At 74.9% G+C, this 13,068-nt stretch carries 13 protein-coding genes; 6 read left to right on the forward strand and 7 right to left on the reverse strand.

Annotated elements, in window-relative coordinates; all coding sequences use genetic code 11:
• Genes ACFWN3_RS05345 through ACFWN3_RS05360 form a run of 4 tightly spaced genes read right to left on the reverse strand, consistent with a single transcriptional unit; the run spans position 1 to position 3,086 of the window.
• Positions 1-396: a hypothetical protein gene (locus ACFWN3_RS05345; RefSeq protein WP_377644145.1), complete on the reverse strand. Its 396-nt coding sequence runs from the start codon at positions 394-396 to the stop codon at positions 1-3.
• On the reverse strand, positions 386-682 hold the full coding sequence (locus ACFWN3_RS05350) for a hypothetical protein (protein WP_377644146.1): 297 nt from the start codon (positions 680-682) through the stop codon (positions 386-388). The genes ACFWN3_RS05345 and ACFWN3_RS05350 overlap by 11 nt, the downstream gene beginning before the upstream one ends.
• Complete coding sequence (locus ACFWN3_RS05355) at positions 679-2,256, reverse strand: radical SAM protein (RefSeq protein WP_377644148.1); 1,578 nt, start codon at positions 2,254-2,256, stop codon at positions 679-681. Before ACFWN3_RS05355 ends, ACFWN3_RS05350 begins: the two co-directional genes overlap by 4 nt.
• Positions 2,253-3,086 (reverse strand): prolipoprotein diacylglyceryl transferase, encoded by an 834-nt coding sequence (locus tag ACFWN3_RS05360; protein ID WP_377644150.1) that lies wholly within the window; start codon positions 3,084-3,086, stop codon positions 2,253-2,255. The genes ACFWN3_RS05355 and ACFWN3_RS05360 overlap by 4 nt, the downstream gene beginning before the upstream one ends.
• 235 nt (positions 3,087-3,321) lie before the next feature.
• Here ACFWN3_RS05360 and ACFWN3_RS05365 point away from each other — a divergent pair, with 235 nt between their 5' ends.
• The 5 genes from ACFWN3_RS05365 to ACFWN3_RS05385 are packed head-to-tail and all read left to right on the forward strand — an operon-like array spanning position 3,322 to position 8,632.
• On the forward strand, positions 3,322-4,359 hold the full coding sequence (locus ACFWN3_RS05365; protein WP_377644151.1) for a hypothetical protein: 1,038 nt from the start codon (positions 3,322-3,324) through the stop codon (positions 4,357-4,359).
• A gap of 4 nt (positions 4,360-4,363) precedes the next feature.
• Positions 4,364-5,008, forward strand: coding sequence for a DUF4129 domain-containing protein (locus ACFWN3_RS05370; protein ID WP_377644153.1), 645 nt, complete (start codon positions 4,364-4,366; stop codon positions 5,006-5,008).
• Positions 5,005-6,303 (forward strand): DUF4350 domain-containing protein, encoded by a 1,299-nt coding sequence (locus tag ACFWN3_RS05375; RefSeq protein WP_377644155.1) that lies wholly within the window; start codon positions 5,005-5,007, stop codon positions 6,301-6,303. Before ACFWN3_RS05370 ends, ACFWN3_RS05375 begins: the two co-directional genes overlap by 4 nt.
• Positions 6,300-7,340: an AAA family ATPase gene (locus ACFWN3_RS05380; RefSeq protein WP_377644157.1), complete on the forward strand. Its 1,041-nt coding sequence runs from the start codon at positions 6,300-6,302 to the stop codon at positions 7,338-7,340. Before ACFWN3_RS05375 ends, ACFWN3_RS05380 begins: the two co-directional genes overlap by 4 nt.
• Positions 7,340-8,632, forward strand: coding sequence for a DUF58 domain-containing protein (locus ACFWN3_RS05385; protein WP_377644159.1), 1,293 nt, complete (start codon positions 7,340-7,342; stop codon positions 8,630-8,632). Before ACFWN3_RS05380 ends, ACFWN3_RS05385 begins: the two co-directional genes overlap by 1 nt.
• Before the next feature lie 94 nt (positions 8,633-8,726).
• Here ACFWN3_RS05385 and ACFWN3_RS05390 read toward each other — a convergent pair whose 3' ends face one another.
• Positions 8,727-9,725: a stage II sporulation protein M gene (locus ACFWN3_RS05390; RefSeq protein WP_377644161.1), complete on the reverse strand. Its 999-nt coding sequence runs from the start codon at positions 9,723-9,725 to the stop codon at positions 8,727-8,729.
• Positions 9,726-9,802: 77 nt separating this feature from the next.
• Here ACFWN3_RS05390 and ACFWN3_RS05395 point away from each other — a divergent pair, with 77 nt between their 5' ends.
• The gene (locus tag ACFWN3_RS05395) at positions 9,803-10,633 is read left to right on the forward strand and encodes an RDD family protein (RefSeq protein ID WP_377644162.1); all 831 of its coding nucleotides are present in this window, start codon (positions 9,803-9,805) and stop codon (positions 10,631-10,633) included.
• Between the two features lie 10 nt (positions 10,634-10,643).
• Here ACFWN3_RS05395 and ACFWN3_RS05400 read toward each other — a convergent pair whose 3' ends face one another.
• Positions 10,644-11,738 (reverse strand): adenosine deaminase, encoded by a 1,095-nt coding sequence (locus ACFWN3_RS05400; protein ID WP_377644164.1) that lies wholly within the window; start codon positions 11,736-11,738, stop codon positions 10,644-10,646.
• On the reverse strand, positions 11,738-13,027 hold the full coding sequence (locus ACFWN3_RS05405; RefSeq protein WP_377644166.1) for a thymidine phosphorylase: 1,290 nt from the start codon (positions 13,025-13,027) through the stop codon (positions 11,738-11,740). Before ACFWN3_RS05405 ends, ACFWN3_RS05400 begins: the two co-directional genes overlap by 1 nt.
• Between the last annotated feature and the right edge of the window lie 41 nt (positions 13,028-13,068).

Here is a 13,068-nt window from a genome sequence, read left to right on the forward strand (position 1 = left end):
TCAGCCCCCCAGCAGGAGCGGCGCGCACAGCCCGGCGCCGACCACCATCCCGATCGCGATGCCGAGGATGATGCCCTGCCCGAGCTCGCGGGACCGCCGCCACACGATGAGGCCGACCGCCCCGCCGAACAGGGCGACGAGGAAGACGACCGCCACCGACTCGGACGCGCCCGCGGAGGACTCCCCGAACCCGGTGGAGATGATCGCGGCGAAGCTGACGACCACCCACAGGACGAACCCGATGACGAGCCCCACGAGGACCAGCGCCCAGTGGTACCGGCGCGGCGCCGAGGGCTCGCCGTAGGGGTTGACCGGCCACGGGCCCTGCGGCGGCGGCCCCTGCGGCGGCGGGCCCTGCGGGGGCGGTGGCCCCGGGGGTGGCTGGTCAGCGGACACCGAGCACCTCCAGGGTGGTGAGGACGGCGCCGGCCGCGCCGGCGAGGGCGAGCAGCCCGAGGTAGGCCAGGACGAGTCGGGTGTCGCGCAGCACGCACTTCGAGCGCTCGAGCCCGGCCCGGCGCGCCCGCCAGTAGCCCGCGAAGCCCAGCGCGGCGAAGGCGAGGACGGCGAACGGGCCGGCGACCCAGGAGATGAGGGCGACGGTGGCGAAGATGCACAGCCGCAGGGGGTCGAACGGCTGGGGCGGCGCCGTCGTGGGGGTGGATGGGGCGGCAGCGGTCACGGTGACGACACCTCCAGGGTGGGGCGACCACCGGTGGCGGTCGAGATCCGGGTGCGGGACAGCGGCGCCCATGCCTGCACGGCGCAGAACGGGGCGCACTGGTGGGCGGCGGTGCCCTCCTCGACGGTCGCGACGTGCACGCAGCACTGGAGCAGCCGCTCCTCCACCATCGTCGACATGTCCATGAAGGGCTTGACGGTCACGCGCAGCACGCGCTCGCCGAGCATGGCTCGCAGCCGGCGCCGCTGACCGGGCAGCGCGGAGGCGGAGAGCGTCCGCAGCGTCCCGATGCCGAGGTCGCAGCTCTCGCAGACGTCGCGCCACAGCCGGCCGACGTCGGGGTGGGACAGGGAGGACTGCTCGGAGAGCAGGCCCATGAGCGAGTCCTTGACGACGGTGCGCATCGTCGCCGGGATGGCGTCGTCGGCGATCCGGTTCGCGACGAGGTCGGGGTGGAGGTCGAGCAGCTCCTTGAGCCGCTCGTGGCCGACGAGGGAGGTGAGCGAGCGCCACGTGCCGCCGTCGTCGCGCAGGAGGTAGCCCACCGAGCAGCAGTGCGGGTGCGAGCACGGCAGGGCGGTGAGGTCGCGCCACGTCACCTGCCCGCCGGTCTGGCCCTCGAGCCGCGCGAGGACGCCGGTGTGGGTGAGCCGGTCGAGCGGGTCGATGGCGCCCGAGCGTCCCGACCCGAACACCGGCTGGATGGTGACCCCACCGACGTAGGGCGTGTCGAGCCCGCGCTTGATGACCGCGCCGATCTCCTCGTCGTTCACCCCGAGCGCCACCGTCATCGTCAGGGTGGTGAAGACGCCTGCGCCGGAGAGCCGTTCGACGGCGAGATCCTTCTGCCGTCGCAGGTCCGCGCCTCGGTGGTGGCGGGAGGCGTCGGCGCTCAGGCCGTCGTACTGGAGGTAGACCTCGACCCGCTCGCGGTGCCGGGCCAGGAGCGCGAGCAGAGCGTCATCGGTGGCGAGGCGGATGCCGTTGGTGTTCACCAGGATCCGCACGACGGGACGCGCCACGAGGGCATCGAGGAGCTCGGCGAGGTGCGGGTAGAGGGTCGGCTCCCCACCGCTGAGCATGACGACGTCGAGGCGGCCGTCCTCCCGGGACAGGCGGGTGTCGACCGAGGCGAGCACCTGCTCCAAGGGAGCCACGGCGGCGAGCGCCGGCGATGACTCGGCGAAGCAGGTGGGGCAGCGCAGGTTGCAGTGGTCGGTGACGTCCTCGAGGAGGATGCACGTGTGCTGGGTCTGCATCTCCGGCAGGCCGTGGGCGTACGCCGCCGGCACGGGCAGCCAGTTGCCGCGCACGTCGGGCTCGTGCTGCTTGGTCGGCGCCGTCCACTCCTCGAGGTAGGACAGGATCTCGGGCGACTCGTCGTAGAGCGTCCGGACGAGACCGTGGTCGGGGCAGCCCCGCTCGAGCCAGACCCGGTCGTCGCGCACGACGAGCCACCCCGAGAGCCGCCGGACGTCCTCGAGGGGGCGGTCGGGGACCTCGTCGTGGCAGCGCGGGCAGAAGGCGACGACGTAGCGGTGGATGCGGTCGCCCCGCAGCGGCTTGCCGCTCATGCCGAGACCTCCTCGGGTCGCGTGGCCGGGCCCGGGGCTCCGGCTGCGTCGAGCCGCGTCGCCGACGCCGCGCGGGACCGCCGCAGGAGGACGACCGCCCGCAGGACGACCAGGGGCACCGTCACGGCGAGGAACAGCTGGGGGCGGGTCAGCCCGTGCCAGACCACCTCGTTGCCGCGGACGAGCTCGACGAGGAAGCGGAACACCCCGTAGGCGGCGACGTAGAGGACGAAGGTCGTGCCCGGCGGCAGCGCACGGTGCCGCAGCCAGACCCACAGCGCGACGAACGCGGCGAGGTGGAAGGCGACCTCGTAGAGGAACGAGGGGTGCAGCGGGACCCCGGCCGGGGCGCCGAGCCGCCCGGCGGTCGCGGGGTCGAGCGTGATCCCGAACGCCGTTCCGGTGGGCGTGCCGGGCCGCTCGGTGAGCAGGCACCCCACCCGCCCGACCGCCATCCCCAGGGCGACGGCGGGTGCGAAGAGGTCACCGGTGCGCAGCCGGTAGCCGACGAGGCGCTTGGCGACGTGGACCCCGAGCCACGCCCCGACGAGGCCGCCCAGGACCGAGCGGTTGCCGAAGGCCCACTGCTCGACGACCCCGGCGTTGGCGCGCAGGTCGACGTGCTGGAGCCAGGTCCCCATCCGCATGAGGACCGCACCGCCGAGGAGGGCACCGGTGACGACCCACACGAGCCGCTCGTCGGTGTGCCCGCGGCGCCGCGCCTCGACGACGAACACGAGGCCGGCCGCCAGGACCCCCAGCGCGACGAACACCTCGTGCGTCGGCAGGCCCGGTGCCACCCCCAGCAGATCCCCCGCCCGCGAAGACATGGGGCAGAGCCTCCCACCGGACGACGTCCCTGGGAAGGACCGAGGCCGTCTCGCCGCGCAGGTGTGTCGGTTAGGGTGGCGCCGTGGTGTCAGGAGGGGGTGCGTCATGAGTGACCAACAGTGGGTCGCACCGGGATCCACGCCGCCCGGTCCCGCTCCCTCGGGCCCTCCGCCGCCACCTCCGCCCTTCCCCGGCTCCCCGCCGCCCGGGTCCAGCGCGCCACCCGGGTCGTCCGTGCCGTACCCGCCCGGCGGGCCCGCGAGCGGGCCCCCCGGCGGGCCCGCGGCGGGAGCGCTGCCCGGGTCGCCGTACGTCGCCGGGCTCGAGTTCCGGCCGGGCATCATCCCGCTGCGGCCCCTGACGCTCGGTGACATCTACTCGGCGGTGACGAAGGCCGTGCGCGGCAACGTGGCGGCGACGATCGGGCTCGCCGTCGTCACCTCGCTCGCCTGCCTCGTCCCGACGACCGCCCTCGGCGGGTGGCTCGGCAGCCTCGAGAGCGGCAGCTTCGAGTCCACCGAGGTCGGCGTCGGCCTCTTCGCGCAGTACGTCCCGGCGCTCGGCTCGTTCCTGTCGACGATCGCGCTCACCGGCTTCCTCTCCTACGTCATCGGCCAGGCCGTCCTCGGGCGCAAGGTCGGCATCGGCGAGACGTGGGACGGCACGAAGCGTCGCCTTCCCGCCCTGCTCGGAGCGACGCTCGTGACGCTCGTGGCGCTCGTCGTCGTCCTCGCGGCCCTCGTCGGTCCGGGCGTCGCCCTCTTCGTGCAGGCCGACGGCTTCGACGCGGTCGCGCTCGTCGTCACCCTCCTCGGCACGCTCCTGGCGGTCCTGCTCTACGTCTTCCTCTGGGTCCGGCTGGGCTTCACGACGGCGGTCATCGTGCTCGAGAACCGCGGCGTGTTCTCGGCGTTCGCCCGCTCGTGGCGGCTGACCTCCGGCCGCGGCTTCTGGCGACTGCTCGGCATCCGCTTCCTCACGGCGCTCGTCGTGGGGTTCGCGGGCCAGATCATCACCTTCCCCATCGCCCTCGGCGGGGTGGTCCTCGTCCTCGCGGCCGGGGCCGAGGAGCAGCTGTTCATGTGGCAGGCGATCCTCACCGGGATCGCGAGCCTCATCGCGGGCGCGCTCACCACCCCGTTCACCGCCGGCGTCGACGCCCTCCTCACCGTCGACGCGCGGATCCGTCGCGAGGGCCTGGACGTCCAGCTCATCCACGCGTCGCAGCAGGGCGGCCCGGCGCCGTGGCCGAGCGCCGCCCGGGCCCGCTGACGCGGTGCGCGCCGACCCCCCGCTCGACCCGACCTCGCCCGAGGCGCGGCAGTGGCTCGAGGACGAGCTGCGGCGCGCGATGTACCACGAGCAGAAGGGCCTCCTCGAGCGTCTGTGGGACTGGCTGCGCGAGGTCCTCGGGGCCGCTCCCGGTGGCGGGTCGCTCCCGCCGTGGTCGATCTGGGTCGCCGCCCTCGTCGGGCTCCTCGTCGTCGGGCTCGTCCTCGCGCGGTCGCTGCGCGCCGAGCGGAGGATGACGCGCGGCCCGCGCGGCGGCGTCCTCGACGGCCCCACCCGCACGGCCGACGAGCACCGTGCCGACGCCCGGGCCGCGCTGGCGTCCGGAGACCACGAGGCCGCCGTCCTCGAGGGCTACCGCGCCCTGGCCCGGGCCGCGGTCGAGCGCACCCTGCTCGACGACCTCCCCGGCCGCACCGCCCACGAGGTGGCCCTCCAGCTCGGCCCGGTGTTCCCGGCCCACGCCGGGCGCCTCGCGTCGGCCGCCGACACCTTCGACGCCGTGCGCTACGGCCGCCGCACCGCGAGCGAGGCGACGGCGCGGGCCGTCGTCGACCTCGACGACGAGCTGGCGACCACCCGACCCGTCCTGCCCGAGCTGCCCGACGCCGCCGTGGTCGTGACGCCGTGAGCACGCTCGTGAGTCCCGGGGCCGAGCCGGGACCGGACGCGCCGCGGTCGGCGCCCGCCGTCGAGCCGGACGTCGAGGCCTCCCCCTCCGGGACGCCCACGCCCCGGGGCCGGCGCCGGCTGCTCACCCGCCGCACCGGGACGTACGCGCTCGTCGTCGGCCTCGGCATCGTCCTCCTCTCCGTCCTCGCCCTGTCGGCCCAGCGCCCGACCGCGCCCCTCGACCCCGACGGGACCGGGCCCGAGGGGGCCCGCGCCCTCGCCGAGGTGCTGCGCGACCAGGGGGTCGAGGTCGACGTCACCCGCTCCATCGGCGGCCTCGAGGACGCGGCGCCCGACGGCTCGACCACCGTGCTCGTCGCGGATCCGAGCAACCTGGGCCCCGGAGCGGGCGCCCGGCTGCGGGAGGCCTCGGTCGGCGTGCGGCGCCTCGTCCTCGTCGGCCCGTCCTCCGAGCTGCTCGCCGAGCTCGGTGTCGGGGCGGAGTCCTACCCCGGCGGCACCGACGCGCTCCCGGCGCGGTGCGACTCCCCGCTGGCGCGCGACGACGACGAGGTCGGGCCCACCGAGCGGCGCTTCCTTCCCCTCGGCGCCGCCGGCGACCCCACCGGGTGCTTCCCGCTCCCCGGCCCCGACGGCGAGGACGACCCCGACGGCTCGGGTGTCGCCCTCCTCGACCTCCCGGCCGACGGCGAGGCACCGGCGACGGTCCTCGTCGGCTTCGGCTCGTCGTGGGTCAACGAGACCGTCGCGTCGCAGAGCAACGCCGGCCTCGCGCTCCGCGTCCTCGGCTCGACGCCTCGCCTCGTCTGGTACGTGCCCGGCTCCGGCGACCTCACCGCACCCGGACCCGGGGAGAGCGGGCCGGGCAGCGGGCGCGCCGACGTCTGGCCGGTGTGGACGACCCCCGCCCTCGTCCTCCTCGCCGCCGCGCTCGTCCTCCTCGCCCTCGTGCGCGGGCGCCGTCTCGGCCGGCTCGTGCGCGAGCCGCTGCCCGTCGTCGTCCGGGCGGCCGAGACCACGCAGTCGCGCGGACGGCTCTACCGGCGCGCGGGCGACCGCCCCCGGACCGCCACCGTCCTGCGCCTGGCCACCCGCCACCGCCTCGCCCGTCGCCTCGCCGTCCCGCCGGCGGCCGGAGACGTCGCCCTCGCCCACGCGGTCTCGGCCGCCAGCGGGGTGCCGTCGCCCGAGGTGTCCGGCATCCTGTTCGGACCGGACCCCGTCGACGACTCCGCCCTGATCCAGCTCGCCCAGCAGCTCACCGACCTCGAGGAGAGGGTTCGACACCCATGACCGAGCACCCGTCCGCCGCAGCGGATCCCACGACCTCAGCGGCCCCCGCGCCCGCCGGGGCCGTCCCGACGCAGGCCCCCGGTTCGGCCGAGAGCGCCCGCGCCGCCCTCCTCGCCGTGCGGGCCGAGGTCGCCAAGGCCGTCGTCGGCCAGGACGCCGCCGTCGCCGGGCTCCTCGTCGCGCTCCTCTGCCGGGGCCACATCCTCCTCGAGGGCGTGCCCGGCGTCGCCAAGACGCTGCTCGTGCGCAGCATCGCGGCGGCCCTCGACATCGGCACCAAGCGCGTGCAGTTCACCCCCGACCTCATGCCCGGCGACCTCACCGGGTCCCTGGTCTTCGACGCCCGGGCCAGCGACTTCAGCTTCCGACAGGGACCGGTGTTCACCAACCTGCTCCTCGCCGACGAGATCAACCGGACGCCCCCGAAGACCCAGTCAGCCCTGCTCGAGGCGATGGAGGAGCGGCAGGTCTCCGTCGACGGCCACCCGCACGCGTTGCCCTCGCCGTTCATGGTCGCCGCGACCCAGAACCCGGTCGAGTACGAGGGCACCTACCCGCTGCCCGAGGCGCAGCTCGACCGCTTCCTCCTCAAGGTGGTCCTGCCGCTGCCCCCGCGCGAGGACGAGGTGCAGGTGCTGCGCCGCCACGCCACGGGCTTCGACCCGCGCAACCTCGCCGCGGCCGGCATCCGTCCCGTCGCCGGGGCCGCCGACCTCGAGGCCGGGGCCGCCGCCGTGCAGGCCGTCGCGGTGTCCGACGAGGTCGCCGGGTACGTCGTCGACATCGCGCGGGCCACCCGGACCTCGCCGTCCCTCGCCCTCGGGGTCTCCCCCCGGGGCGCGACGGCGCTGATGAACACGGCGCGCGCCTGGGCCTGGCTGTCCGGTCGCACGTACGTGACGCCCGACGACGTCAAGGCCCTGGCCCACGCGACCCTGGCGCACCGCCTGTCGCTGCGTCCCGAGGCCGAGCTCGAGGGCGTCGGCGTCGGGTCGGTCCTCGACAGCGCGCTCGGCTCGGTGCCCGTCCCCCGCTGATGGCGATCACCTGGCGCGCCGTCGCACTGGCCCTCCTCGGGCTGGTGCCGGTCGCGCTGTGGCCGCAGGGCTCGACGGTGCGCTGGTGGCTGCTCGTCGTCGTCCTCCTCGTCGGCCTCGACCTGGCGCTGGCGCCGTCGCCGAGGGTGCTGCGCCTGTCGCGGGGTGCGTCCACCCAGGTGCGCCTGGGCGAGCAGACGACGAGCACCCTGTGGGTCACCAACACCTCCGGTCGCGGGGTCCGCGGGCTGCTCCGGGACGCGTGGGCGCCGTCGGCGGGAGCGCGTGACGCCGTGCACCGGGTCGCGGTCCCGCCGCACGAGCGGGTCCGCCTGACGACGCACTTCTCGCCCACGCGCCGCGGCGACCGCCACGCCGACCGCGTGACGCTGCGCCTCGACGGCCCGCTCGGGCTCGCCTCGCGCCAGCGGTCGGTCGAGGTGCCGGGCTCGTTCCGCGCCCTGCACGCCTTCCCGGCCCGCAAGCACCTCCCGAGCCGGCTCGCCGTCCTGCGCCAGCTCGACGGCCGCGCCGCCGTGCGCATCCGCGGCCAGGGCACCGAGTTCGACAGCCTGCGCGACTACGTCGACGGCGATGACGTGCGCTCCATCGACTGGCGGGCCACGGCCCGGCGCCAGCACCTCGTCGTGCGCACCTGGCAGCCTGAGCAGCACCGCCGGGTCGTCATCGTCCTCGACACCTCGCGCACGAGCGCCGGCCGGATCGGCGACGCCCCGCGCCTGGACGCCGCGATGGACGCCGCCCTCCTCCTCACCGCGCTCGCCGGCCACGCCCGCGACCGCGTCCAGGTCCTCGCCGGCGACCGGACGGTCCACGCGCGGATCTCCGGCTCGGACCGCGCCGGGCTGCTCCACGACACCATCAGCACCCTGGCCCCCGTCGAGGCGCGGCTCGTCGAGGCCGACTGGTCGGCCCTGGCGACCGAGGTCGTCCGGCTCGGCACGCACCGGGCGCTCGTCGTCCTCCTCACCGCGCTGGAGTCGTCCGCGATCGAGGAGGGGCTGCTCCCCGTCCTGCCGCCGCTCGTCGCCCACCACCGCGTCGTCGTCGCCTCGGTCTCCGACCCCGCCGTCGAGGCGATGCGCACCGACCGGTCGTCGACGAGCGCGGTCTACGACGCGGCGGCGGCCGAGCGGACCGTGGCGCTGCGCCGCCGCACGGCCTCGGCCCTCGAGCAGCTGGGCGTCGACGTCATCGACGCCTCCCCCGACCTGCTGCCCGTGCGGCTGGCCGACCACTACCTCATGCTCAAGCGCCAGGGCCTCCTCTGACGAGGGCCGTGCCGAAGGATGCCTCGAGGCCCCTGATTCGGGTGGAGAAGGGGCGACGAACCATCCTTCGTCGCCGATCGGCCGGCGGGACGCCTCAGGCGGCGGTGGCCGGAGCGGTCTCACCGGCGTCGCTGCCGAGGACGTCGCCCGTGACGCCGTCGCGGACCGCGGACCGGCCGACGACGAACACGTAGGCGAGGAAGAGCGACTCGGCGACGATGCCGATGGCGATGCGCGCCCACGTCGGCAGGCCCGAGGGCGTGACGAACCCCTCGATGAAGCCGCTGACGAGCAGCACGGCGACCAGGCCCAGCGAGACCGCGATGGCCGTGCGGCCCTCGGCCGCGAAGGACTCGAGCCGGCTTCGTGGACCCGGTTCGATCCACGACCAGAACAGCCGCAACCCGATTCCCGCGGCGACGAACACCGCGGTGAGCTCGAGGAGACCGTGCGGGAGGATGAGCCCGAAGAACAGCTGCCCGCGGTCGTGGAAGATCATCAGGGCCGCGGCGACCCCGACGTTGACGACGTTCGAGCCGAGGATCCACAGCACCGGCAGCCCGAGGACCCCGAGGGCGATGCACAGCGCCGCGACGCGGGCGTTGTTGAGCCACACGAGGGTCCCGAACTCCTCGTGGTCGAACTCGGAGTAGTAGTTCTCGAAGTCGGTGCCGACATAGGCGTCGATCTCGGCCGGGGTCATCCGCGACTCCCAGACCTCCGGGTGGTTGACGCCCCACCACGCGACGAGCGCCGCGAAGACCACGCTGAGGACGGCGGTCGTGCCCCACCACCAGCGGGTCCGGTAGAGGGCGGCGGGGAAGGTGCGGGTGAAGAAGCCGAGGAGGTCCGACCACGTCGAGCTGCGGGCCCCGGCCGAGGCGACCCGGGCCCGGGCGAGGAGCGAGGACAGGTACGAGACGACCGACGGGTCGGGGCTGGCGGACCGCACGACCGACAGGTGGGTGCTGACCCGCTGGTAGAGGTCGAGCAGCTCGTCGGCCTCGGCCCCGGTGAGCCGGCGGCGCGAGGACAGCTCCTCGAGGCGACGCCACTGCGGCTGGTGCACCGTGAGGTAGGCGTCGAGGTCCACGGGGCGAGCGTAACCCGACGTCATGGGTGCTGCCGGACCCTCGGTCCCGGTGCGGCACGGCGGGTTAGGCTCGCCGCGTGAGCGACCACGGGGGCTACCGCAGCTACGCGGGCGACGACCTCGTCACCGGCGAGGGCGTCGCCGTCGAGGTGCCCACCGCCAGCGTCGCGGCCCGGATGGCGTCGGCCGCCATCGACGTCATCCTGGCCCTGGCCCTGCTCGTCGGCGGCTTCTTCGCCTTCGGGATGGCGTTGGGCGAGGCGAGCGAGGCGATGGTGGGCATCGTCGGCATCGCCTGGAGCACCCTCGTCATCGTCGGCGTCCCGGCGACCCTCGAGACGTTCACCCGCGGGCGCACCCTGGGGAAGATGGCGCTCGGGCTGCGGGCGGTCCGCGACGACGGCGGGCCCATCCGCGGTCGGCACGCGATCGTGCGGGCGCTCGTCGCGTACGTCGAGATCTACCTCCTGCTGGGGGCCCCGGCGCTCATCACCTCGATGATCCATCCCCGCGCGAAGCGGCTCGGCGACATGGCCGCCGGGACCGTCGTCGTGACCCAGCGGGCAGCGCTGCGGCTCACCGCTCCCCCGGTGGTCCACCCGGTCCTGTACCCCTGGGTCACCGGCGCCGACATCGCCTCCCTGCCCTCGGGGCTGACGGTCGCGGTGCGCCAGTTCCTCTCCCGCGCACCGTCGTTGTCACCGGAGTCGAGGCAGCGCCTCGGCACCGACCTGCTGCGCGCGGTCCTGCCGCACGTCAGCCCGGCGCCCCCGCAGGGGCACCACCCCGAGGTCGTCCTCGCGGCGGTCGTCGCGGAGCGCCGGCGGCGCGACCTCGAGCGGCTGGGGCGCGAGGAGCGGCTGCGGGCGCGCGTCCTCCCCGCCGACCCGCTGCTCCCCCGCCCCTGACCGGGTCGGGTCAGGCGTGGGCGCCCAGCGCCGCGTAGCCGGGCTTGACGACGTGGTCGATGATCTCGAGCCGCTCGTCGAACGGCAGGAACGCCGACTTCATCGCGTTGATGGTCGCCCAGCGCAGGTCCTCGATGGTCCACCCCGCCTCGTCGACGAGCAGCTGCATCTCGCGGCTCATCGACGTCCCGCTCATGAGGCGGTTGTCGGTGTTGACCGTGACGCGGAAGCGCAGGTCCTTGAGCATGGTGATGGGGTGCTCGGCGACCGAGGCCGCGGCACCGGTCTGGATGTTCGAGCTCGGGCACATCTCGAGGGGGATGCGGGTGTCGCGGACATAGGCGGACAGCAGCCCCAGGACCGGGTCGCCGCCCTCGGCCGGCACCGAGATGTCGTCGACGATCCGCACGCCGTGCCCGAGGCGGTCGGCGCCGCACCACTGGATGGCCTCCCAGATCGAGGGCAGGCCGAACCCCTCGCCGGCGTGGATCGTGAAGTGCGCGTTCTCGCGGCGGAGGTACTCGAAGGCGTCGAGGTGGCGGGTGGGAGGGAAGCCGGCCTCGGCGCCCGCGATGTCGAAGCCGCCGACGCCCCGGTCGCGGTAGGCCACGGAGAGCTCGGCGATCTCGCGGCTGCGGGCGGCGTGACGCATGGCGGTCAGCAGGGTCCGCACCCGGATCGGCGTGCCGGCCGCGGCGGCCTCCTGCTCGCCCTCGCGGAAGCCGGCGAGGACGGCCTCGACGACGCGCTCGAGGTCGAGCCCGCCCTCGATGTGCAGCTCGGGGGCGAAGCGCGACTCGGCGTAGACGACGCCGTCGGCCGCGAGGTCGAGGGCGCACTCGCGCGCGACACGGGTCAGCTGCTCCTCGGTCTGCATGACCGCGACCGTGTGCGAGAACGTCTCGAGGTAGCGCTCGAGCGAGCCGGAGTCGGCGGCGTCACGAAACCACGCGCCCAGCGCGTCGACGTCGGTCGTGGGGAGGTCGGAGTACCCGGAGGCCTCGGCCAGCTCGACGACCGTAGCGGGCCGGAGCCCGCCGTCGAGGTGGTCGTGGAGCAGCGCCTTGGGCGCGCGGGCGACGACGGTGGCGGGGACGGCGGGCATCAGGCGATCCTGTCGATGACGATGGGGGTGCGGTCGACGGTCGTGCCCTCGGGGGCGACCTCGATGCCGCCGTCGAGGGCGGCGAGGGCCCGCTCGAAGCGGTCGGGGGTGTCGGTGTGCAGGGTGAGCATGACGTCGCCCTCGCGAACGGTGTCGCCGGGCTTGGCGTGGATCTCGATCCCCGCGCCGGCCTGGACCGGGTCCTCCTTGCGGGCCCGACCGGCGCCCAGGCGCCACGCGGCGACACCGACCGCGAAGGCGTCGAGGGTCGACAGGACGCCGCTCGAGGTCGCCCGCACCTGCTCGGTGTGGGCCGCGGTCGGCAGAGGTGCGTCGGGGTCGCCACCCTGGGCGGCGATCATCCGGCGCCAGGCGTCCATCGCGCGGCCGTCCTCCAGCGCCGCGGCCACGTCCTGGCCACCCCGACCGGCGGCCTCGAGCATCTCCTCGGCGAGGCGGACGGTCAGCTCGACGACGTCGGCCGGGCCACCGCCGGCGAGGACCTCGACCGACTCGCGGACCTCGAGGGCGTTGCCCGCGGTGAGGCCGAGCGGCGTGGCCATGTCGGTGAGCAGGGCGACGGTGTTGACGCCGGCGTCGGTGCCGAGGTCGACCATCGTGCGGGCGAGCTCGGTGGCGTCCGCGCGGGTCTTCATGAAGGCGCCGCTGCCGACCTTGACGTCGAGGACGAGCGCGCCGGTGCCCTCGGCGATCTTCTTGCTCATGATCGAGCTCGCGATGAGCGGGATGGCCTCGACCGTGCCGGTGACGTCGCGCAGCGCGTAGAGCTTCTTGTCGGCCGGGGCCAGGCCCGAGCCCGCGGCGCAGATGACGGCGCCGACGTCCTCGAGCTGGCGCATCATCGCCTCGTTGGTGATCGACGCCTGCCAGCCGGCGACCGACTCGAGCTTGTCGAGGGTGCCGCCGGTGTGGCCGAGCCCGCGACCGCTCAGCTGGGGAACGGCGACGTCGAAGACGGCGACGAGGGGGGCGAGCGGGAGGGTGATCTTGTCGCCCACGCCGCCGGTGGAGTGCTTGTCGGCCGTGGGGCGCGAGAGCGAGGAGAAGTCCATCCGCTCGCCGCTGGCGATCATCGCGGCGGTCCACGTGGAGATCTCGCGGCGGTTCATCCCGTTGAGGAGGACGGCCATGGCGAGCGCGCTCATCTGCTCGTCGGCGACGACCCCGCGCGTGTAGGCGTCGATGACCCAGCGGATCTCGTCGTCGGAGAGCTCGCGGCGGTCGCGCTTGTGGGTGATGACGTCGACGGCATCGAAGGCTTCGCTCATCCCGCCATCATGGCAGTGCCCGGGGGTGCGGTGTCACCTCC

Source organism: Oryzobacter terrae, assembly GCF_042756445.1.
GTDB lineage: Bacteria > Actinomycetota > Actinomycetes > Actinomycetales > Dermatophilaceae > Oryzobacter > Oryzobacter terrae.

Coding starts and splice junctions, on each gene's coding strand:
- ACFWN3_RS05355 (WP_377644148.1), bottom strand. CDS start 2,256: ATGAGCGGCAAGCCGCTGCGGGGCGACCGCATCCACCGCTACGTCGTC.
- ACFWN3_RS05360 (WP_377644150.1), bottom strand. CDS start 3,086: ATGTCTTCGCGGGCGGGGGATCTGCTGGGGGTGGCACCGGGCCTGCCG.
- ACFWN3_RS05380 (WP_377644157.1), top strand. CDS start 6,300: ATGACCGAGCACCCGTCCGCCGCAGCGGATCCCACGACCTCAGCGGCC.
- ACFWN3_RS05385 (WP_377644159.1), top strand. CDS start 7,340: ATGGCGATCACCTGGCGCGCCGTCGCACTGGCCCTCCTCGGGCTGGTG.
- ACFWN3_RS05400 (WP_377644164.1), bottom strand. CDS start 11,738: ATGCCCGCCGTCCCCGCCACCGTCGTCGCCCGCGCGCCCAAGGCGCTG.
- ACFWN3_RS05405 (WP_377644166.1), bottom strand. CDS start 13,027: ATGAGCGAAGCCTTCGATGCCGTCGACGTCATCACCCACAAGCGCGAC.